This window comes from Polaribacter gangjinensis, from assembly GCF_038024125.1.
GTDB lineage: Bacteria > Bacteroidota > Bacteroidia > Flavobacteriales > Flavobacteriaceae > Polaribacter > Polaribacter gangjinensis.
This window is the reverse complement of the sequence record NZ_CP150662.1, coordinates 555,680-577,184: the sequence shown is the minus strand read 5'-3', so window position 1 is coordinate 577,184 and position 21,505 is coordinate 555,680. Positions and strand designations below refer to the sequence as shown.

Here is a 21,505-nt window from a genome sequence, read left to right as displayed (position 1 = left end):
AGCACTACTTTTTTTCAAATAATGCTACCGTTTCAATATGTGCGGTGTGCGGAAATTGATCAACCAAACTAATCTTTTTTAGTGCATAACCAGCATCTCTCAACAAAGCAGTATCTCTTGCTTGTGTTGCGGGATTGCAAGAAACATAAACCATTCTGTCTGCATTTAAATCAATAATTTTTTGCAATGTTTTTGGCATAATTCCAGCCCTAGCAGGATCTAAAATGATGGTTTTGATTTTATTGGCATATTCAGGATGTGCAGTTAAAAATTTACCCACATCAGCCGCAAAAAATTGCAGACCTTCAATTTTATTTCTTTTTGCATTTTTTTTAGCATCTTCAATGGCAGATGCAATGATATCTACACCAATAATTTTGGCATTATTGCTTTTTGCTGCGACAATTTGACCAATAGTTCCTGTGCCACAAAACAAATCCATGACAACTGTATTGTCAACTTTGGTTTGATCTTCCAATACATAATCAACCACTTTGCTATATAACTTTTCAGCGGCTTTTGGATTGGTCTGAAAAAAGCTTTTCATGCTGATTTCAAATTGCAGTCCCAACAATTCTTCTACAATTTTTTCATTTCCGTAAACCAGTTTTTCACTTCCAGTAGTTGCAATAGTTCTATCACCAGTTTCATCATTGATGGTATGAATTAAACCTGCCATGCGTTCTCCAAAAATGCTCAACAAGAAATCAATGAATTTTGACATGGAAAATTGATCCAATCCACTAGAAGTTGTTACTAAATTGAATAATAACTGATTGGTTTTGAATGATTTTCTTACTACAAAATATCTGAAAAAACCTTCTCTTTTAGGCCCATGCCAAGGTGGTAATCCTGTTTTTTCGCAATAAATTCGGATGTTTTTAATGTTGTCTTCCAACTGTTTATCAAACAAACCTGAATCTTTTTCTAGGTTGTCTCCCATCCACCAAACACCACGTCTTTTAAAGCCAAGTGTAAAAATATCAACATCGGTTTTATTGATTCTGTCATAACCAATAGCCGAAAATCCATATTCCATTTTATTACGGTAATGAAAATCGTTTGGAGAACCTATAAATTCATCAAATAAATCTTCGATATTGGGCACATTTCCAATACGTTGAAACAACGAAAGTGTACTTTCTTTTTTGTATTTGTGTTGGATTTCGATAGGTAACTGAATGTAAGGAGCGCCAGGAATGTCTTGATACGGAACTTCAATTTCGTCTTCAGAAGGTTGTAAAACATTAATCAATGAAGCTTCTGCATATTTTTTACTTGTAGTTTTAATTTGTGCTTTTACCAATTGTCCTGGTAACGTATTGGGCACAAAAACCACAAAATCTCCTTTTTCATTTCTGATGCGCGCAATTCCTTTGCCACCAAAAGCATAATCTTCAATGGATAATTCTAATATTTGATTTCTTTTTACAAAGGGATTGCGTTCTCTACTTGGCATAATTTAAATTTACGGATTGCAAAATTAAACAATATATTAATGTAGCAATGAATTAATGAAGCAATGAAACAATAGAAACATTTAAACATTTTTCTTATTTTTGCTGAACTTCGAGGATGATTTCTTTCCCACGCTGAATTTCTGTTCCGATAACTGTCGGAATTTAGAAGGATAAAGGTAGAACAGGAATGGTTATTTTATAAATTTTAAAACAATAAAAATGACTGTTTTAGAACAACTGACTTCGCAACAAGCGATTGATTTAGAAAACAAATATGGTGCGCACAATTACCATCCTTTGCCAGTAGTATTGAGTAGAGGAGAAGGAGTGTATGTTTGGGATGTAGAAGGTAAAAAATATTTTGATTTTTTATCTGCATATTCTGCTGTAAATCAAGGACATTGCCATCCAAAAATTGTAAATGCTTTGGTGCAACAAGCACAAACTTTGGCTTTAACTTCTCGTGCTTTTCACAACGATGTTTTGGGAAAATACGAACAATTTGCTACCAATTTTTTTGGATTTGACAAGTTATTGCCCATGAATACAGGAGCAGAAGCTGTAGAAACTGCATTGAAAATTGCCAGAAAATGGGCGTATGAAGTAAAAGGAATTGACGAAAACGAAGCCGAAATTGTTGTCTGTGAAAATAATTTTCACGGACGAACAACCACCATCATTTCATTTTCAAACGACGAAAATGCACGTAAAAATTTTGGGCCTTTTACCAAAGGATTTATCAAAATTGAATATGATAATTTGCAAGCTTTAAAAAAAGCATTGCAATCTAACCCAAATATTGCCGCTTTTTTGGTAGAGCCCATTCAAGGTGAAGCTGGAGTATATGTACCTTCTGAAGGATATTTAGCTGCTGCAAAACGTTTGTGCGAACAACACAATGTGCTTTTTATTGCTGACGAAGTACAAACAGGAATTGCAAGAACAGGACGTTTGTTAGCAACTTGTGGAAATTGTACTTGTGCAGATAAAAATTGTTCAGGAACGCCTGAAGTTAAACCTGATATTTTGATTCTTGGAAAAGCCTTGAGTGGAGGCGCATATCCTGTTTCAGCAGTTTTGGCAGATGATCCTATTATGAATGTAATTAAACCAGGAAATCACGGATCGACTTTTGGTGGAAATCCGATTGCAGGAGCAGTTGCTATGGCTGCTTTAGAAGTTGTTCGCGATGAAAAATTGGCTGAAAATGCTGACAGATTGGGTAAAATATTCAGACAGGAATTGGCAAATTTTGCATCCAAAAATGATTTGATTTCATTGGTTAGAGGCAAAGGTTTGCTAAATGCTATTGTGATTAATGATACTGAAGATAGTGATACAGCTTGGAATATTTGTTTGCAATTGCGTGACAATGGCTTACTTGCAAAACCAACGCATGGAAATATTATTCGTTTTGCACCACCTTTGGTAATGACAGAAACTCAGTTGCATGAGTGCATAGAAATCATCAAAAAAACGATTTCAAATTTTAAGAAATAAGGTATATTTGAGCATCAAAAAATAAAAAAGAACACTATGTCAGAACCAATTATTCAATTAGCAGAATTAAAATTAACTAGCGAGGCTAAAAGTTATTTGAAAGAAACCGCAAAATGGGCTTTTTTCTTATCAATTGTTGGATTTATAGGAATTGCATTTTTAGTGATTTTTGCGTTGTTTGCAAATACCATTTTTGGTTCATTGCCTCAATACCAAAACCTTCCATTTAATATGGGAAAAATCATTGCGATTATTTATTTAGTAATGGCAGGTATTTATTTATTTCCTGTGTATTATTTGATGCAATTTGCCAATAAAATGAAAGCTGCTTTGTCTTTGAAAGAAGATGAAATTTTAACAGCATCTTTTGAAATGCTAAAATCGCACTATAAATTTTTAGGTGTTTTTACCATCATCATTTTGTCATTATATGCTTTGATTTTTGTAGTAGGAATGTTCGGTCTTTTAGCTAGTTAAAAACTAATAATCAATAAAAAAGGTCGTTTAAAAATTATTTTTAGACGACCTTTTTTTTAGTAAGACATTGTTTTTAATAGTTTTAATTGCCTTTTTTTGCAGTATCTTTTTTCTTTTTAAATAAGTTTTGTAAGGTATTTTTTACTTTTTTATTTACAGTCTCTTTTAAATCAGTGGTTTTTGTGGTGTCTTTTTTTGCATCACCACCATTTATCAAGTTGGTAAGTTTGTCTTTTCCTTGGTCTATAAGTTGTTGTTTTTGTTGCGCAACAAGCGTATTTATCAAATTGGTAGTTGCCTGTTTTAGATCACTTGTAAAAGAAGGATTAGAAAAACTACCTGCTAAATTTGCTTTTACAGGAATACTTTTAATTTGATTGGCATCTTTAGGTGATAATTTTGAGATTAAATTGGTAACCTCTGTGCCTAAATATTTTACAGGAACATCAAACACAATATTGTAATTCATAGTATTGTCAAAAGCATGTTTTCCTCCGATTTCAATGCCAACATCACTGTATTTTAATGGAATTGGTTTTACAGTTACTTGTCCGTTTTCAAAGGATAAAAACGCATTGATACCATCTAAATTTAGTTTGCTAACATCTAAAAATGAAACTTTATCACCCAATAAACTCAATGCTTTAGAGTTGCTCGCATTTAATTTAGGACTTAGTAATTTACCAAATAAATCACCTGAAATGGTTTTTAAATTCGGAGTCATATCCTCATTTAAATTTCCAGAAACTTTGATGGTTGAATTTATTTTTCCCTCAATCGTTTTGGCAATTGGCGCAATAGATTTTAACATGTCTAGTTTGCTAAATGATTCTGCAATATTTAATTGTTGTAAATTTAAATCCATGGCAAATTTTGAGGTCTTTTCTTTTGTAGAGACGTTTCCATTAAAGCCAATTTTACCTCCAAAAATATCTGATTTTATATTTTGAAGATTTACAGCTTCGTCTTTAATCACCACAATTCCTGAAACATTGGTTAATTTTAAATTGTCATACGTTACATTTTTTGCAGTAGCGTTTAAAGTACAATCTAAAAAAGCAGGAATTTTTAAAGGGGCTTCTTGCTTGTTTTCAGTGGTATTTTCTGTATCAGCTAAAAAATCAGCTACTACAAAATTATCAGAAATTAGGTTGAAATTTCCTTTCAATACTTGATCTTTAAAGATAAATCCGTAAAAATTATCCAACTTTCCATTGATAGCAATGTCGGATTTTCCTGTTTTTGCATTGAATTCATTCAACTGAATTGATTTTGTATTGAATGTTACGGATGTTTTGTCAATAAAAAATGGATTAGCAACTGCTGCACCTTCATATTTAAAATTGCTTACGGTAATTTTTCCTGCGTTGTTGATGCGTTCATAATTTCCTTTTTCTATGGCATCCATATCAAATTGTGTAACAATATCAGCTTTTAAAATTCCTTCTAGCTGTTTTTTAAATGGTGCAGGATATACTTTGCCAATATTTGCCAAGTTAATGGTTCCTTTTGCAGCCAAATTAACACTTGGATTGGTAGTAATGTTTGCAAAACTTCCATTGGCAGCAAAAACATCTTGATCAATTTTAAAAGTCAAATTATTCAGATGTACATAAGTATCTTTTACAAATCCTGTTTGGTTGATGATTTTAGCATCAATTGTTATTTTTTCTACGGATTTTGGCAACGCATCATATTTAAACATGGCATTTTTGGATGCAATTGTAATATCAAAACCAGGAATTGTTGTTTCTGACAAGGTTCCTTTTACAAAACCGTTCAAATCAAAATTTCCTGAGGTTTTAATGCCATTTAAATTCCCTGAATATTGTTTTGGCAACAATGCTAGGAAGTTTTTAAAATCGGATGTAGGCGTTTTAAACGTTATGTCATATAATTGTGTTTCATCAACTAATTGCACAAAACCATCAAATCCTAAGGCTAACTGATTGATGAATCCTTTGTTTTCTTTGAAAGTATATTTTGAGTTCTTTAAATCAATTTCTAAAACAGCATCTAAAGAAACATTTACGTCATTTACATAATTCACATCATTGATAAATAACGAAAGATTTGTTGTTGATTTGGTGTCTAAATTAAAAATATCTTCTGCAAAATTTCCTGAACCTGTGTGATAAATACTATCTAAAATTACTTTGTTTTTTGAGCTTTCATCAAAATAGGTAAATCGAGTATTGTTTACTGTATATTGATTGATATCCATAGAAAAACTGCTTTGTTCAGCATTGGTTTCTTCATTTTTCAAAGCGATATCATAATTTCCCAAATTTTCTTTATTAAAAAGGATGTTTATTTGTCCGTTTTCAGCAGCAATACTTTGAATTTCAATAGGTTTATTTTCATTTTGAAAAAGTGTTGTAATTTTAAAAGTACCCATTAATTTTTCAGCAGCAAAAAGTGTATCACCCAAAAAAGGTTCTTTTGTTGTGATGGCAAAATCCGAAATTTCTAAACTTACTTTTGGAAAGTTTTTAATCAAACTAATGTCAGTATCACTATAAGTAAGTGTTGCATTGATGTTTTTGTTGATGCCATCAACCACCATTTTTACGATTTTATCTTTAAAAATAAAAGGTGTTGATACCAAAAATATCAACAAAAAAAGAACCGTAAAAAATGAGTATTGCAGTATTTTTTTAAGTTTCGATTTTTTCTTTTTTTCAGTTGTCATGTATAGAGTATTTTTTATGAAGATGTACAAATTTACACTTTTACGTGTTGTAAAGCTTGACTTAGAGTTATAAAAACAACCCAAAGAAATCATAAATTTCAATGGCTTAGATGGTAAAATTAATGTTTACTATGAATTAAAAATTCAAACCAGGAATGTTTGGCATGCCGCTTTTAGCAACATTTGCCAATTCATTTTCATTGATTTTTTTGGCTTTTTCTAACGCTTTGTTGAGTGTTAAAATCAAATAATCTTCCAATTCATCAGCATCAGCAAGTAAAGAATTATCCATAGCAATTGATTTGATAGCGCTGTTTGCAGTAACAGTTACTTTTAGTTTTCCGTCATTTGAGGTTTCATCAATCAAAACAGTATCCAACCTTTTTTTGGTTTCTTCCACTTTTTGTTGGGTTTCTTTCAATTTTTGCATCATTCCAGACAAGTCTCCAAACATATTTTTTCGATTTTAAATTAGATTCACCACAAAATTACTAAATTTAACAGGTTTTATAAGACATTAAAAATGAGAAAAAAAATTATAAGCACATTCGTTTTAAGTGCTATTTTTGCAACCGCTTGTAAAAATGATACTCAAACAATGAATAGTAGTGATGCAAATGCACCTGTTGCACATAAACAGCCAACCAAATTAGAAAAACACGGAGACATTCGTATTGATAATTACTTTTGGATGCGACTTTCAGACGACCAAAAATTAGCGCCTGTTAAAGACAAACAAACACAAAAAGTAATTGATTATCTTGAGTCAGAAAATAGTTATTATGAAAAAGTAACTGCGTATACTAAAAATTTTCAAGAAAAACTTTTCGAGGAAATGAAAGGGCGAATCAAAGAAGATGATTCTTCTGTACCTTATAAAGACAATGGCTATTACTACATTACTCGTTATGAAACTGGCAAACAATATCCTATTTACAGCCGTAAAAAAGGAAGTTTAGATGCCAAAGAAGAAATTTTATTCAATGTGAATGAAATGGCTGAGGGTTTTGAATATTATCAATTGGGTGGTTTAAGCATTTCTGAGGATAATAAATATGCCATTTTTGCGACAGATACTGTTGGAAGAAGACAGTATTTTCTTCGCATCAAAAATTTAGAAACAGGCGAAATCTTAAAAGATATCATTGACAATACCACAGGTGGTGCAGTTTGGGCAAATGATCATAAGACCATTTTTTACACGAAGAAAAATCCAACTACTTTACGAAGTGAGAAAATTTACAAGCATATTTTAGGGACTTCTGAAAAAGAAGATGTGGAAGTATTTCACGAAAAAGATGAAACTTTTAATACGTATGTAAGCAAATCAAAATCTAGTCAATTTATCATTATTGGGTCTTACAGTACAGTCTCTTCTGAATCTCGATTTTTAGATGCCAATACACCATCAGGAAAGTTTCAAATTATTCAACCAAGAGAGCGTGATTTAGAGTATTCGGTTTCGCATTATAAAGATCACTTTTATATTTTAACAAATAAAGATAAAGCGTTGAATTTTAAATTGATGAAAACGCCAATTAAAGCAACACGTAAAGAAAATTGGGTTGATGTTATTCCGCATAGAAAAGAAACTTTATTAGAAGATTTTTCCATTTTCAAAGATTATTTGGTTTTAGAAGAGCGTACCAATGGTTTGAATAAAATTCGCATCAAACGTTGGGATAATTCAAAAGATTATTACTTGCCTTTTAACGAAGAAACCTACTCAGTTAGTGTTTATGACATGCCTGAGTTTGATACAGACATCATTCGTTATTCGTACAATTCTTTTACCACACCTAGCTCTGTGATTGATTTCAATATGAATGATCAGTCCAAACAAATCATGAAAGAGCAAGAAGTATTGGGAGGGAAGTTTAAAAAAGAAAACTATATCAGCAAACGAGTTTGGGCAACTGCAAGAGATGGAAAAAAAGTGCCTATTTCATTAGTTTATCATAAAAATACGGTGTTGAATGAAAATACACCTTTATTGCAATATGGATATGGCTCTTATGGAGCTACCATTCCTGATGGATTTTCAACAACACGTTTGAGTTTGTTGGATAGAGGTTTTGTGTTTGCATTAGCACACATTAGAGGAGGAGAATATTTAGGTCGTGAATGGTATGAAGATGGTAAAATGCTTCGCAAAAAGAATACGTTTACCGATTTTATTGATTGCTCTAAATATTTGATTGAAAACAACTTCACTTCAGCCAAACATTTATATGCCATGGGTGGCTCTGCAGGAGGATTGTTGATGGGGGCAATTGTAAATATGAATCCTGAATTGTATAACGGAATCATTGCTGCAGTGCCTTTTGTAGATGTAGTTTCTACCATGATTGATGAAAGTATTCCATTAACTACTGGCGAATATGACGAATGGGGAAATCCAAATGATAAAAAGTACTATGAGTACATTAAATCGTATTCTCCTTATGATCAGGTGAGTTCAAAAAAGTATCCGAATATGTTGGTTACTACTGGTTTTCATGATTCACAAGTTCAGTATTGGGAACCTGCAAAATGGGTAGCAAAACTAAGAGAATTGAAAACAGATAATAATCTGCTGTTTTTACATACCAATATGGATGCTGGTCATGGTGGTTCATCAGGGCGTTTTGAAGCTTTGAAAGAAACTGCTATGGAATATACCTTTTTATTGGCTCTTGAAAATAAAATTACCCCAGAAAAAGTTAAACCCTAGCAATTATTGTAATTGCTTTAAAAACAACTTTTTATTAATGAAAATCATTTTAAATGGAATGTTTTCATGATAATTATTGTTACAATTTAGCAAAGAAATGTATTTTTGCAGCGCAATTTCTACTACGACCATCTTGCAAATGGTTTTTTGAGAAACGAATCTAATGACAAGACACCAAGGCATCACTAACAACATACTACAATTAGTAGGTCAAACACCTTTGGTGAAATTGCATCAAATCACTAAAGATTTTCAAGGTGAATTTTATGCAAAGTTAGAGGCTTTCAATCCTGGACATTCTGCTAAAGACCGAATTGCCTTGCACATTATTGAAGATGCTGAGAAAAAAGGCATCATCAAAAAAGGCTCAACCATTGTAGAAACTACCTCTGGCAATACAGGCTTTAGTTTGGCAATGATTAGCATTGTTAAAGGCTATAAATGTATTTTGGCAGTCAGTGATAAATCGTCTGTAGATAAAATAGACATGCTAAAATCGATGGGTGCAGAAGTACATATTTGTCCTGCATACGTAGCTCCAGATGATCCAAGATCGTATTATTCTGTTGCAAAAGCCATTCATAAAAAAACAAAAAATTCCGTTTACATCAATCAGTATTTCAATGAATTGAATATTGAAGCGCATTACAGAACAACGGGTCCTGAAATTTGGGAACAAACCAATGGAAAAATAACCCATTTGATTGCTGCAAGTGGAACTGGAGGCACGATTTCTGGTTCAGGAAAATATTTGAAAGAACAAAATCCCGATATCAAAATAATGGGTGTAGATGCCATTGGCTCTGTGTTGAAAAAATACCACGAAACTGGGGTTTTTGACAAAAACGAAATCAGTCCGTATAAAATTGAAGGATTGGGAAAAAATTTAATTCCCTCAGCAACTGATTTTGATGTGATTGATATTTACGAAAAAGTATCAGACAAAGAAGCAGCACTCACAGCCAGAGAAATTGTAAAAGGCGAAGGCATTTTCGCAGGATATACTTCAGGTGCAGTAGTGCAAGCTGCCAAACAATTTGCCGCACAAAATTATTTTGATAAAGACAGTGTGGTTGTTTTAATTTTTCCTGACCACGGCTCACGTTATATGAACAAAATATACAGTGATGCTTGGATGAAAGCACAGGGTTTTTTTGAATAAAAATATCCTTCCTATACATTTGATTAACTGCAAAAAAAACGGTTAATTTGCACTATTAAAAATTTAATGTACACATCATGACGAAAGATTTATTTGAAAGAATAAAAGTAGATAAAGGACCTTTAGGAAAATGGGCAGAACAAGCTGAAGGCTATTATGTTTTTCCAAAATTGCAAGGGCCTATTTCTAACAGAATGTCTTTCAACGGAAAAAAAGTAATTACTTGGAGTATCAATGATTACTTAGGATTGGCAAACCATCCAGAAGTACTAAAAGCAGATGCTGCTGCTGCTGCCGAACACGGAATGGCATATCCTATGGGTGCTAGAATGATGTCTGGGCATACAGATTTTCACGAACAATTAGAGCGTGAATGTGCTGAATTTGTACACAAAGAAAAAGCCTATTTGCTCAATTTTGGATACCAAGGAATCATGTCAGCAATTGATGCGTTGGTTACAAAACACGATATCATAGTGTATGATGTTGATACACATGCTTGTATTATTGATGGTGTTCGTTTGCACCAAGGCAAGCGTTTTGTATATCGTCATAATGATATGGAAAGCTTCGAAAAAAACATCAAACGTGCTACTAAAATGGCCGAACAAACTGGTGGTGGAATTTTAGTAATTTCGGAAGGAGTTTTTGGAATGCGTGGTGAACAAGGAAAATTAAAAGAAATTGCAGCATTTAAAAAACAATACAATTTCCGTTTGATGGTTGATGATGCTCACGGATTTGGAACTCTAGGTGAAGGAGGAAGAGGCACAGGTTTTGAGCAAGGAGTACAAGACGAAATTGATGTTTATTTTGCAACTTTCGCAAAATCAATGGCAGGTATTGGCGCATTTTTAGCAGGTGACAAAGACGTAATTCAATATTTACAATACAATTTACGTTCGCAAATGTTTGCAAAATCATTGCCAATGGCAATGGTTAAAGGCGCTTTAAAGCGTTTGGATATGATGCGTACTATGCCAGAGTTGAAAGAAACCTTATGGAAAAATACCAACGCTTTGCAATCAGGATTGCGTGCAGCAGGTTTTGATTTAGGATCAACACAAACGTGTATCACACCTGTTTATTTGCAAGGTGATATTCCTGAAGCAATGGCAATGGTAAATGACTTGCGTGAAAATCACGGAATTTTCTGCTCAATTGTGGTGTATCCTGTAATTCCAAAAGGATTGATTATTTTACGATTGATTCCTACTGCAACTCATACCCAAGAAGATATTGATGAAACTATCAAAGCGTTTTCAGCAATTAGAGAAAAATTAGCAAACGGAAGTTATAAACAAGTAGCTGTAAGTTAAGCTACTTTATATGACTAGAATTTAAATATGAAACTGTGAATTACTTTAACAAGTATTTCACAGTTTTTTTTATACTAATTTTACAAAACAATAGTTTAGTTAAAAATCAATCATCAACCATAATCATATAGTACATGAAAAAATCAGCTAGCACACTTATCGTAAACACAGTATTCGGACTTTTATTTTTTTATATCGGTTTTGTAAATACTTTTTGGGGAAATGATCCTTTTTACGGATTGTTCATCATTTTATTATCATTCATTTTCTTTTTACCAATCATCAATTTAATTATCGAAAAAATTCCGCAAAAAACGTTATTGATACTTAAAATTCTATTGGGATTCTTTATCATTTGGTCGAGTTTAGGAGTGGGAGAGTTGTTTGATAAAATCGAATTGATGAAAATCAGTTTTCCTTTACCAAGTTATGAATCTGTAGGGAAGGATTGATTGCAACAATTTTTTGACAATATTTATCTCTAATTTCTTTATTTTTAAGGGTTTAATTTTTAACTTACAATTAAACCAATCTCAAAAATTAATGTCAAATGGATAAATAACTGCAAATCAATGACAAAATCAATAATTTTTCTATTCTTTCTTTTTTTAACACTAAGTAGTTGTAGTAAAAACACGGATGATGAGCAGCTTACGCCACCAACAACCATGTATTTCCCTCCAAATAACAGCACTACTTGGCAAACTCAATCTGCAGCTAGTTTGGGTTGGAATCAAAATGCCCTACAACCCTTAAAAGATTTTCTTGTTCAAAAAAATACCAAATCTTTTATGATTTTGGTAAATGGGCGCATTGTGATGGAAACGTATTTTACTGGGCATACTTCATCTACAACTTGGGAATGGAATAGTGCTGGAAAAACCTTGGTTGCAGCAACTACAGGAATTGCACAACAAGAAGAGTTTTTAAACATAAACAATCCTGTTTCTAGTTATTTAGGGACATCTTGGACAAACATGCCTCTAGAAAAAGAAAATCTGATTACTGTAAAAAATTTATTGAGTATGACATCAGGTATTGATGACAGCAAGCAATTGGTTGTAAAATCGAATTTGAATTATGTAGCTGATGCAGGCACAAGATGGGCTTATGGAAATGTTTTTCAAAGATTGATAAACATTACTTCTGCAGCTAGCAATCAAAATTTTGAAACCTATTTCAATGCCAAATTAAAAGACAAAATTGGTATGGATGGTTTTTGGAATTTTGGCGTCATTTTTTCTATTTATCACAGTACCACCAGAAGCATGGCTAGATTCGGACTTTTAGCCCTCAACAACGGAAAATGGAATGATGAGCAAATACTCAACGAATCATTTTTTAAAGAATGTGTTTCATCTTCGCAAAACATCAATCCATCTTATGGATATTTATGGTGGCTAAATGGAAAAACATCGTTTATGATTCCTAGTGAGCAAACCGTTTTTCAAGGATCATTAGTTCCTAATGCACCACAAGACATGTATGCTGCTATGGGTGCAAATGACCAACGTATTTATGTAATTCCAAGTAAAAAAATGGTGGTTATTAGAATGGGAAATGCATCAAATATTGCGAATCCAAATTTTGCAGTTTCAGGATTTGATGACGCACTTTGGGAAAAAATAAATGCAGTGATTGATTAGTTTTTTGGTTATTAACCAATTAAAAAAATCAAAATTTAAAAACTACATAAAATCGGATTCTTTAGTAACAAATTTAAGGATTCACTTTCCAAATTTTATCCGAAAAAGGCAGGTATTCAGGCAAAGCTGCTGAGCCATACCAATTGAAAATTTCAAAATCTAACAAGCCATTTTTAATAGCAAGATCAGTTTGTAACAATTCTTTGGCTTCCTCAATGGTTTTTACATTGCTGAGAATAAAAATTCCTCTATAACTCAAATCGTTTTTACCCATAGGACCAGCAACCACTAACTTTTTATCAGCAAGCATTTTGCTCATATTGTCCATATGACCTTTAAAACTTTTGGCAATCAATTCCTTATCAGTAGTGGTGTTTTTGCCAGTTTTTAAAATCACAAAAAAATAACTTTTCATACCATAATCATCAGCACCTAATTTTTCAGCCAATGCTTTGTCGTAATTAGGATTGGTGTTGACGCTGTCTTTTTGTGAGGTATTTTGACTAAAAATACTATTTAACGAAAGCAAAGTGATGCATAAAAAAAGCTGTTTCATAGAATTGTTTGATTAGTATTTATTGAACAAAGTTGATTTTAACTCCAAAAATAACAAAATATATGTATCGGTAATGTACATGAAATTTTTACAAGATATCATACTTTTTTTCGTATATTTACATTTAAGATAAACAGCTAGTTTTTAGTTGCTTTAAAAAAAGTAAGCATAGCATTTTAGTAAATAAAATCGGCACTCTTATTTTCATTTTATTTTATCTACATTTTTTTAAATTTTTATCTAGATTATTTGTTACAATTATCTAGATTATTTTTTCATTTTATCTAGATAAAATATACAATTGCACCGTACCTCTTTATAAAAACATACGCATGTAAAGTTATTTACGTACGCTTGAAAAGTTATTTACATGCGTATGTAATTTTATTTACATACGTTTCTTTTAAAAAAATGAAAAGTATGGATTTTTTAATGCGCAAGGAACTGACTTAATAATGACCTTAATTTCATACAAATCAATTTTTGAGTATGGTTATTTGTAAACGAGAAAGATTGATTTAATTAGTTTGATTTTTTTAATTTATTATTGCCTTTTTATAAAGATTGCATCTTTTTTAATTTTTGAAATGATAAAAGGCATTATTAAAAAAGCACACGTAAAAAAATTAAGAATTACATTACTTTCAAAGAAAGTAGTAGCAATGGCTGCTAATCCACAGATTATAAATAGGATTTTATAAGAAGTTTTAATTCTTAAAATAAAAGGTAAAATAAGTATACTTATTGACCCTATAATTACAATTTTATCAGTAAAAGTTGTCATAGCTAATTTATTTATAAATTAATTTTAATGCTAAAATATAATTTTTTAGGTTGTTAAATAGCATAAATAACTTGTTTGTAATGATAATTTAGTTCAAATCATTTTTTGAGTATTGTTTGATTGTTATTTGTAAAACTGTAATTTACATGTTTACTAAAATAATCCAATTCATTATTCTTTGAGAGTTAATTTTGGTGGGTTTTCAAGTGCATTTTTTATTACTTGACTGACTGTTTCTTTTGAGATGCTTTTGGAATTACAATATGCACTTTTTAACCAATCTTCTAATAATTTTGCTCCTTTACTGGCATTACAAGAAGTACAACATAAAGCAATGTTGTGAATTGAATTAATCCGTATATCATTTACAATATGTTCCCAAGTAGGTTTGGTTTTTCTTGACTTGTGTTCAATTGAAAAACTCACACCACAATAAACACAAGCTAAATCTCTTTTGATCACAGATTCTTCTGTTTCTTTGGGAATTCCCCATTTGTTTGCCATATGGATTTTTTAAAGTTGCCTAGCTTTTTATAAACGTTGTTACCAGCAGTTTTATTCATCGCTTCCAATGTAGCTTAATTCTTTATTTTCTTTGTCTAATTGAAATCTGAAATGAAAGGTACCGTTTTCCATTTTTTTACTTGTCCAATACTCTCTTTCAAAATGATTATCAGTCTCAAAGTCAATTGTGTCAGTCGTTTTGTAATCTGCTGTTGGAAGGTTAGAATAATTTGTAAAATGTCCTTTGTAGTTTTTAGAAGTTTTGATTTTTTCAGAAATTCTATTGAAATCATTATCTGATAATTTTAGCGTAAATGTTTCATAGTAGTCTCTAAATCCACCAGCTTCGTTCTTTAGTATTATGAAATCGTCATTCAATTCAAAATTATGCACACTAAGAATTTTTATTGCATCTTTCTTACTAAATGTCCAATCTGAAATCCAAGGTTCCATTATCAGTAAGAGAAATCCAATAGTCAGAATTCCTGCAATTATCTGTCCTGTCTTCTTTTTATTAAAAGCGTTAAAAATCCAATAGGAAATGAAAATTATTTGGAACATGATAATTATTGGCCAAATAAAAATTACAAGAAAATCTAGATTTCCAATTAGTGTCCAAGTAATGATTGTAACTAGAGTTATTCCAACAATGTATCCAGTCTGACGTTGTCCCTTTTTGAAAGGAATAAAGAAGCATAGTAATGTCAGTCCGTAAAGTAATAAATTTGCTATTGTTGTAAATGGGTTCATTTGTTATGTTCTCGTTCTTAATATTGCTGGTAACATTTTTGTGTATGAAAAGTTGCGGTTTTGACAACGAGGAATTTCCAACGGAAATTCTCAAGTTGGCAAACAAGCAACAAATTTTGACAAAGATAAAAGTAGTAATTTTTTTATACGGTGTTGTAACCCGTTATTATTTCTCTATTAGCTTTTCTACTCTTTTTCTTATTAGGTCAACTTGTTCTTTATAAAATTCTACTGACTTAATAGCATTAATTCTTTTTTCATAATATTTTATTGCATTTTCAACATCTCCTTTTAGCTCATAAGTCTCGGCAATATCAAGAGTGTATTTAGAATTTTGATTTTCAGCTTTTTTGAATTCAACTATTGCCTCGTCAAACATTTTTTGTTTTACCAAAGTCTTTCCAATATAACCTAGGGCTGTCGGAAATTCATAACCACTTTTATTCATTGATATTTTAAATTCTTTGATTGCTAAATTTAAAGAATCAATTTGGTAATAAGCTATTCCTTTTTGCATTTCCAAAAAGTAAATTTCAGGATATTCGTTAATTAACTTATCAATAGCTTTAATTGCTAATTGAGGGTTTGTATAAATAAGACTGTCAATTTTTGGAGCGATTTCATTATGATAAAATAAACTTCTTTTAACTTCTGTTCTTTCTTCCTTGGATTCGTTTGATTCATAAAGATTATATATTCCAAAACCAAGAAGTCCAACTGCAGCTATAACAGTTGTTATTGCTGAAATAGTTGCTAATATCGAAATGAAGTTTGAGAATTTTTTCATTAATGTCTAGTCCTAAAATATGGCTACAGGTTAAAAATGATTTTAAGCTGATAATTGGTATACCATATTTGGTGTTTTAAAGTTTAAAGATAAGTGTAATCTTATTTGGTTGTATAAATTAATTGCATTTTTTGCAGCTCTTTTTGCGTGAGTTGTGTTGATAAATGTTTGATCTAAATAAAATTCATCTTTTAAAATTCCATTAACTCTCTCAGCCATTGCGTTTTCGTAGCAATGATTTTCTTCAGTCATACTGATTTCTATGTTATTTCTTTTCAATATTTGCGTATATACATTACTACAATATTGTATTCCTCTGTCAGAATGATGTATGAGTCCATTTATGTTTTTTGTTTTGTACAAAGCCTTATTAAGAGCTCTTACACAACCTTTTAGTTCCAGGCTATTACTTAGGTCATAACCAACAATTTTACGAGAATACATATCTGTAATGAGCGCTAAATAACAAAACCCTTTTAAAGTTCTGATATAGGTAATATCAGAGACCCATACTTGATTAGGTTTGGTAACTTTGATTTCTTTTATAAGATTGTTATACTTATAAAATCGATGATAAGAGTTTGTAGTTCTGCAACTGTATTTCTTTCTAAGTGTAAGCATATTATGTTGTCTTAGTATCTTGAATAAAGCATCTCTACCAACTTTTAAATGCTGTTTATCAAAATCATCATGTAAAGATTTTAATAGCTTACGTACGCCTTCTCTAGGTAAGGATTTGCGTCTTTTCTTAACAATATGAATTATTTTTTGTTCTATCGAAATACGATTATCAGCTCTGTTTTTGTATTTATAATAGGCATCTCTTTTGAGATTAAAACATTCACAAATGGCAGAAATAGAAGCAAATCCTTTGTTATTATCTACAGCAAATGTTAAGGCTAAATATTTAGTTTTTTTTTAAGTTCCAAAACATTTTTATAGCCTAGTTTTTGCGCAGCAACTTCTAAATAAGATTGTTCAACCATTTGATCTAAATCTTTTTTTAGCAAAAGTTTTTTAAGTTGTTCAATTTCTTTTTGAAGCGCTTTAATTCGAGATATTTCATCATTAGTTTCTACCATAACTCTAGTGTTCATAAGGTCTTTACGTTCATATTTCCGAATCCATTCATTAATGGTTGTAGGAGCAATACCATAAAGTTTACCAAGTTGATATTTATTATATTTTCCGTTGGTAAGTTCGGATAAAATTTTTAATTTAAAAGGTTCACTGTAACGTCTGGTTACTCTGTCGTTTTTGTACATAATGTTTAAAATTATGTAGCCTTTTTTTAGGACGGGTCATAATGGGTTACAACGGTTGGGCATATAAGAAGTAGCAGCTAAACAAGTACTATATTTACCAACTTTAACCAAAGATAGCAGAAAAGCGCAAACTTTGAGGCTTGCACTTTCCTGCTATTTCTTATATGCATGGTTGTGGTTTGTATTTTACTCAGTTTGTTTTACTAATTTAATAATTCCGTTGGTATTTTTAAGTTTTATAAAATCATCTTTTTGTTCAACTATTTTATATTTCATTATTTGATTTTTTATACCTATTCCTAAGTTTTCAGTATTTAAAAAAACATCAATTTCATAATTACAATCTTTAAAAATTTTAAAATTATAACCAAATAAACTATCAGGAATATTTAATTCAATTTGTTTATTTTCCTTTTTCATGTTAATTTCTACTTTACCATACTTATTTGAAACATAATCAGTTTTATCTGAGAGAATTATTATTGGTTGGTTTGAAATTATTTTCCTATTATAATCATAAATATTTAATTTAATGGTAATTGAATCTTTATTATTTTTATAATATTTATAAACATGATAACTATTATTCATCAGTTTTGTTAAGTCATAATTCAACATTAATGAATCTTTATTGATAAAATAATGTCCGCTTCCAAATTGTTGAATGCCAAAATCTTGCGATTGTTCATATGCAAAAGTACCATTCTTAAAAAATGTAAAATTCGTACTTATGTCATGAAAATAATTTTCCTTGTGAATATTGTATTTACCCTCAATTTTTTTTTGGGAAAATAAAATTAGGGGTAATAATATTAAAATTATTTTAATTGCATTTTTTACCTTTTGCGTTTGAGTTTCCACTTTCTTCATTTTTTAAAATTTCAATTATTTTATTTCTATCAGTAGCATTTGGAACAAGCTCTTTAAATGAGTCAGTAAGTTCAATTTCAACTATATCTGGATCTGGATTTTTATCGTAAAAAAGCCCCCCAAATGACATTGAATAATAATAATCCCAACCAAGATTACCACCACTTCCATAATCACTATCCCATTCATAAAGAGAGACCGCAATTGCATTTACATATTGCCCCATAAATTCATGATGAAAACGATTTAAATCTTTATATCCATTTTCACTTGCATATATATGCATTTTAGTATACAAATCTTTATCTTTAAAACCAGTTCTATATTTATATACGTTATTTAGATAAGCATGTATTTGTTCATGAATCATTGTTCTTGTAATTGATAACATTGTGGCATTCTCAAGATAAGAATTATTTATTGTTGTAGTATTAGTAGTTGGATTAGTTTCTGCAGCTTTTCCTGGTGCTAAATCCGCATTAGTAATTGTGTATTGATTTTGATTACTTTCAGCAAATAAATGAAGAATTTGTTCTGAAAAATTAAGATTTCCAGTATTAAGTGCTAATATTTGAAGTTCAGGTTTTAGAGGGTGATCTTGATAAATTCCATTTTCAAGTTGAGTAAAAATGGTTTTAGCACATGGGTTTGTAAGTTCATTAATAATTTTAACCTCCTCCACACAAGTACCCAAAACTGGGTCGTATACATAACCATTTCCACATTCAATAGGGTTTACAGATATCACATATTTACAAGGATTGCTTTCTTCTACATATCTACCTTGATAATTTTTATTGCTATTTGACTGACAATCTTGATATGCGGGACTATTTCCTGGGTTTGTGTAATAACCACCAGAATTACCACCACCACTAATATTTAAATCTGGCAACCAATAAGAATCACAAATAGTTTCTGTACTTGTTCCATTAAATGTAGAACTAACATATATAAAAGGGCCATCACCCCATTTAATATAATTGTCTGTGTAATGATATATTGTAACAGTATAGCAATCTTGCATCATTCTACTTTGATAATTATCTTTAGTTTTTTTCTTTTTAAATTCTTTATTGAAGAGTATATTTTCGTCTTTTTTGCCATTTACAATTTTTTCAGCATAAACTATTTCTCCTTCACTGTCAAGAATATGGTTAAAACCATTAGAAATTTCTTCTTCAAATAAAATTTTATTCTCTTTTAGTTTTTTCTTATTTATATTTTCAGTATAAGATTTATAGATGTAAAAAGAGTGTTCTTGATTTTCGTTCTCAACTACAAAAACTTTATAAATAGTTGAATATTTACTTACATTTTTAGTTTTAAAATTGTTAGGATTGAAAGAATTAGTGAAATTTATAGGAAATTCATAATAATATTTTTATGATATATTTTGTTTTTATTATTCCAAATTACCTCAAATTCATAAGGTATTGCTTTTTTGAAACTTTCAGGGTTAAATTCGCTTTGAAGTTTGGATAATAAGTTGCTCTGATTAGGATGAGAAGTAAATTCATCTTTTTCACAATTCCATAGCAATAAAGAAACTCCAAAGAATAGAATTCCTATTTTTAAAAGATTAGTAATTTTGTTTTTTTTGTTTTTCATTCGGTTTAAATTTAAAAATTAATGTTTATTTTTCAATTTAACTAGTCGTTTTTTATAGAGTTCAATAGGACGGTTCTATTGGCTATATAAACCACAACTAGTTATACCAAAAATAAAGGCTGTTTTTTAAAACATTATTCTGGGATAATAGCAACTTTGTTTTTTTAAAATATTTCGGTTTAAAGTTACTAAAAATGTATCTATCAATCTTCTTAAAAATAGCTTTTACAAAGCCAAAGAAATAAATGTACTTTTTCTAAATTTCATTTGGTATTTCTAAAATAAAATTTCGATATTTGCATCACAATAAAAAGACATGACATTTATTCAAGCACATAATCATCATTTTTACAATTGCTCTCAAGCGATTTAGAAATGTTTTGAATAAATTCAACATATTTTATAAACCCGTTTGAGCAAATCAAACGGGTTTTTAGTTGAATCCATTTTGCTCAAACTTAACCAACAAAAAAATGAGTAACTTACGAATTGCAATTCAAAAAGCAGGAAGATTACATGAAGAATCCATGGAACTCCTAAAAGACATTGGTATTTCTATTGACAACGGAAAAGACCAACTCAAAGCCTCAGCAAGAGATTTTCCGGTAGAAGTTTTTTATTTACGCAATGGCGATATTCCACAGTATTTGCGAGATGGTGTAGTTGATGCAGCCATTATTGGCGAAAATATCATTATCGAAAAAGGCAATGATTTGCCATTTGTAGAGCGTTTGGGATTTTCGAAATGCAAGGTTTCTATTGCAGTACCAAAAGAATCTGACGCATCGTCATTAAAAGATTTGGCAGGCAAAGAAATTGCTACTTCGTATCCTGAAACTGTAAAACGTTTTTTAGAGGCACAAGGCATTTCAGCCAAATTGCACATCATCAATGGCTCTGTAGAAATTGCACCCAATATTGGTTTGGCAGATGGTATTTGCGATATTGTATCTAGTGGCAGTACCTTATTCAAAAACGGATTGAAAGAAATTGAAGTCTTGTTAAAATCGGAAGCTGTGTTGGCAATTTCACCTAAAATGGATGACGAACGCAAAGCCATTTTAGCGAAAATTCAATTCAGAATTCAATCAGTTTTAAAAGGAAGAAACTCCAAATACATTTTATTAAATGCGCCTAATGATAAATTGGATGATATCATTAAAATTTTACCAGGTATGAGAAGTCCTACAGTATTGCCTTTGGCAGAAAAAGGATGGAGTTCTGTACACACAGTGATTAGTAAAAATCAGTTTTGGGAAATCATTGATGAACTGAAAAGCAAAGGTGCAGAAGGTATTTTAGTATGTCCAATTGAGAAGATGGTATTATAGATTTTTTGATAAAAAATCTATAATACCATGCTGAACTCGTTTCAGCATCCATAGAAACAGCATTGGTAATAATACATA

19 protein-coding genes and 1 pseudogene are annotated in these 21,505 nt (G+C 30.7%); 8 read left to right on the top strand and 12 right to left on the bottom strand.

Translation table 11 applies throughout. The features are described from left to right. Nucleotides 1-4 precede the first annotated feature (4 nt). Nucleotides 5-1,459 carry a 23S rRNA (uracil(1939)-C(5))-methyltransferase RlmD gene (gene rlmD / locus WHA43_RS02560; RefSeq protein ID WP_105045594.1) on the bottom strand — a complete coding sequence of 485 codons (1,455 nt, stop codon included), beginning with the start codon at nt 1,457-1,459 and terminating at the stop codon, nt 5-7. Between the two features lie 220 nt (nt 1,460-1,679). On the opposite strand from rlmD, the gene rocD reads away from it, so the two are divergent. After that, nucleotides 1,680-2,960 carry an ornithine--oxo-acid transaminase gene (rocD, locus tag WHA43_RS02555; protein WP_105045593.1) on the top strand — a complete coding sequence of 427 codons (1,281 nt, stop codon included), beginning with the start codon at nt 1,680-1,682 and terminating at the stop codon, nt 2,958-2,960. Nucleotides 2,961-2,996: 36 nt separating this feature from the next. Then, nucleotides 2,997-3,437, top strand: coding sequence for a DUF5362 family protein (locus WHA43_RS02550; protein ID WP_105045592.1), 441 nt, complete (start codon nt 2,997-2,999; stop codon nt 3,435-3,437). A gap of 82 nt (nt 3,438-3,519) precedes the next feature. On the opposite strand, the gene WHA43_RS02545 is transcribed toward WHA43_RS02550, so the two are convergent. Together WHA43_RS02545 and WHA43_RS02540 are read right to left on the bottom strand one after the other, a co-directional pair. Continuing rightward, on the bottom strand, nt 3,520-6,129 hold the full coding sequence (locus WHA43_RS02545) for an AsmA-like C-terminal region-containing protein (protein ID WP_105045591.1): 2,610 nt from the start codon (nt 6,127-6,129) through the stop codon (nt 3,520-3,522). A gap of 136 nt (nt 6,130-6,265) precedes the next feature. Next, nucleotides 6,266-6,583 (bottom strand): YbaB/EbfC family nucleoid-associated protein, encoded by a 318-nt coding sequence (locus WHA43_RS02540; RefSeq protein WP_105045590.1) that lies wholly within the window; start codon nt 6,581-6,583, stop codon nt 6,266-6,268. A 69-nt stretch (nt 6,584-6,652) separates the two neighbouring features. Here WHA43_RS02540 and WHA43_RS02535 point away from each other — a divergent pair, with 69 nt between their 5' ends. The 5 genes from WHA43_RS02535 to WHA43_RS02515 all read left to right on the top strand — a co-directional run bounded on the left by WHA43_RS02535 (nt 6,653) and on the right by WHA43_RS02515 (nt 12,969). Continuing rightward, complete coding sequence (locus tag WHA43_RS02535) at nt 6,653-8,842, top strand: S9 family peptidase (protein ID WP_394372825.1); 2,190 nt, start codon at nt 6,653-6,655, stop codon at nt 8,840-8,842. A gap of 163 nt (nt 8,843-9,005) precedes the next feature. Further along, the gene (locus tag WHA43_RS02530) at nt 9,006-10,004 is read left to right on the top strand and encodes a PLP-dependent cysteine synthase family protein (RefSeq protein WP_105045589.1); all 999 of its coding nucleotides are present in this window, start codon (nt 9,006-9,008) and stop codon (nt 10,002-10,004) included. A 77-nt stretch (nt 10,005-10,081) separates the two neighbouring features. Then, nucleotides 10,082-11,323: an aminotransferase class I/II-fold pyridoxal phosphate-dependent enzyme gene (locus tag WHA43_RS02525; RefSeq protein ID WP_105045588.1), complete on the top strand. Its 1,242-nt coding sequence runs from the start codon at nt 10,082-10,084 to the stop codon at nt 11,321-11,323. Nucleotides 11,324-11,457: 134 nt separating this feature from the next. Further along, nucleotides 11,458-11,775: a hypothetical protein gene (locus WHA43_RS02520; RefSeq protein WP_105045587.1), complete on the top strand. Its 318-nt coding sequence runs from the start codon at nt 11,458-11,460 to the stop codon at nt 11,773-11,775. A 120-nt stretch (nt 11,776-11,895) separates the two neighbouring features. After that, entirely contained in the window at nt 11,896-12,969 is a 1,074-nt protein-coding gene (locus WHA43_RS02515; protein ID WP_105045586.1) for a serine hydrolase domain-containing protein, read from the top strand. 73 nt (nt 12,970-13,042) lie between these two features. Here WHA43_RS02515 and WHA43_RS02510 read toward each other — a convergent pair whose 3' ends face one another. The 9 genes and pseudogenes from WHA43_RS02510 to WHA43_RS02470 all read right to left on the bottom strand — a co-directional run bounded on the left by WHA43_RS02510 (nt 13,043) and on the right by WHA43_RS02470 (nt 20,096). Then, nucleotides 13,043-13,525, bottom strand: coding sequence for a YciI family protein (locus tag WHA43_RS02510; protein WP_105045585.1), 483 nt, complete (start codon nt 13,523-13,525; stop codon nt 13,043-13,045). A 955-nt stretch (nt 13,526-14,480) separates the two neighbouring features. Further along, a complete protein-coding gene (locus WHA43_RS02505) occupies nt 14,481-14,813 on the bottom strand; it encodes an HNH endonuclease (RefSeq protein ID WP_105045584.1) in 333 nt (110 codons plus the stop codon). A gap of 51 nt (nt 14,814-14,864) precedes the next feature. Next, nucleotides 14,865-15,374: a hypothetical protein gene (locus WHA43_RS02500; protein ID WP_146104888.1), complete on the bottom strand. Its 510-nt coding sequence runs from the start codon at nt 15,372-15,374 to the stop codon at nt 14,865-14,867. A 355-nt stretch (nt 15,375-15,729) separates the two neighbouring features. Then, entirely contained in the window at nt 15,730-16,350 is a 621-nt protein-coding gene (locus WHA43_RS02495; RefSeq protein WP_105045582.1) for a tetratricopeptide repeat protein, read from the bottom strand. Between the two features lie 42 nt (nt 16,351-16,392). Further along, nucleotides 16,393-17,223 (bottom strand): annotated as a pseudogene (locus WHA43_RS02490) (IS3 family transposase); the annotation flags it as partial. A gap of 26 nt (nt 17,224-17,249) precedes the next feature. Beyond that, on the bottom strand, nt 17,250-17,615 hold the full coding sequence (locus WHA43_RS02485; protein ID WP_226742937.1) for a transposase: 366 nt from the start codon (nt 17,613-17,615) through the stop codon (nt 17,250-17,252). Between the two features lie 186 nt (nt 17,616-17,801). Then, nucleotides 17,802-18,485, bottom strand: a complete 684-nt coding sequence (locus WHA43_RS02480; RefSeq protein ID WP_105045581.1) for a hypothetical protein — start codon at nt 18,483-18,485, stop codon at nt 17,802-17,804. Continuing rightward, nucleotides 18,439-19,515 (bottom strand): hypothetical protein, encoded by a 1,077-nt coding sequence (locus WHA43_RS02475; protein WP_105045580.1) that lies wholly within the window; start codon nt 19,513-19,515, stop codon nt 18,439-18,441. Before WHA43_RS02475 ends, WHA43_RS02480 begins: the two co-directional genes overlap by 47 nt. A 329-nt stretch (nt 19,516-19,844) precedes the next feature. After that, entirely contained in the window at nt 19,845-20,096 is a 252-nt protein-coding gene (locus tag WHA43_RS02470; RefSeq protein WP_105045579.1) for a hypothetical protein, read from the bottom strand. 473 nt (nt 20,097-20,569) lie between these two features. Between WHA43_RS02470 and hisG the strand changes: the two genes are divergently transcribed. Further along, nucleotides 20,570-21,427, top strand: a complete 858-nt coding sequence (gene hisG / locus WHA43_RS02465) for an ATP phosphoribosyltransferase (RefSeq protein ID WP_105045578.1) — start codon at nt 20,570-20,572, stop codon at nt 21,425-21,427. Nucleotides 21,428-21,505 lie beyond the last annotated feature (78 nt).

Bases quoted from the DNA above. Each gene is read 5' to 3' on its own strand.
- WHA43_RS02550 (WP_105045592.1), top strand. From the start codon at position 2,997: ATGTCAGAACCAATTATTCAATTAGCAGAATTAAAATTAACTAGCGAG.
- WHA43_RS02480 (WP_105045581.1), bottom strand. From the start codon at position 18,485: ATGAAGAAAGTGGAAACTCAAACGCAAAAGGTAAAAAATGCAATTAAA.
- WHA43_RS02540 (WP_105045590.1), bottom strand. From the start codon at position 6,583: ATGTTTGGAGACTTGTCTGGAATGATGCAAAAATTGAAAGAAACCCAA.
- hisG (WP_105045578.1), top strand. From the start codon at position 20,570: ATGAGTAACTTACGAATTGCAATTCAAAAAGCAGGAAGATTACATGAA.
- WHA43_RS02505 (WP_105045584.1), bottom strand. From the start codon at position 14,813: ATGGCAAACAAATGGGGAATTCCCAAAGAAACAGAAGAATCTGTGATC.
- WHA43_RS02485 (WP_226742937.1), bottom strand. From the start codon at position 17,615: ATGTACAAAAACGACAGAGTAACCAGACGTTACAGTGAACCTTTTAAA.
- WHA43_RS02515 (WP_105045586.1), top strand. From the start codon at position 11,896: ATGACAAAATCAATAATTTTTCTATTCTTTCTTTTTTTAACACTAAGT.
- rlmD (WP_105045594.1), bottom strand. From the start codon at position 1,459: ATGCCAAGTAGAGAACGCAATCCCTTTGTAAAAAGAAATCAAATATTA.
- WHA43_RS02510 (WP_105045585.1), bottom strand. From the start codon at position 13,525: ATGAAACAGCTTTTTTTATGCATCACTTTGCTTTCGTTAAATAGTATT.
- WHA43_RS02470 (WP_105045579.1), bottom strand. From the start codon at position 20,096: ATGAAAAACAAAAAAAACAAAATTACTAATCTTTTAAAAATAGGAATT.
- WHA43_RS02530 (WP_105045589.1), top strand. From the start codon at position 9,006: ATGACAAGACACCAAGGCATCACTAACAACATACTACAATTAGTAGGT.
- WHA43_RS02520 (WP_105045587.1), top strand. From the start codon at position 11,458: ATGAAAAAATCAGCTAGCACACTTATCGTAAACACAGTATTCGGACTT.
- WHA43_RS02525 (WP_105045588.1), top strand. From the start codon at position 10,082: ATGACGAAAGATTTATTTGAAAGAATAAAAGTAGATAAAGGACCTTTA.
- rocD (WP_105045593.1), top strand. From the start codon at position 1,680: ATGACTGTTTTAGAACAACTGACTTCGCAACAAGCGATTGATTTAGAA.
- WHA43_RS02495 (WP_105045582.1), bottom strand. From the start codon at position 16,350: ATGAAAAAATTCTCAAACTTCATTTCGATATTAGCAACTATTTCAGCA.
- WHA43_RS02545 (WP_105045591.1), bottom strand. From the start codon at position 6,129: ATGACAACTGAAAAAAAGAAAAAATCGAAACTTAAAAAAATACTGCAA.
- WHA43_RS02500 (WP_146104888.1), bottom strand. From the start codon at position 15,374: ATGTTCCAAATAATTTTCATTTCCTATTGGATTTTTAACGCTTTTAAT.
- WHA43_RS02475 (WP_105045580.1), bottom strand. From the start codon at position 19,515: ATGATGCAAGATTGCTATACTGTTACAATATATCATTACACAGACAAT.
- WHA43_RS02535 (WP_394372825.1), top strand. From the start codon at position 6,653: ATGAGAAAAAAAATTATAAGCACATTCGTTTTAAGTGCTATTTTTGCA.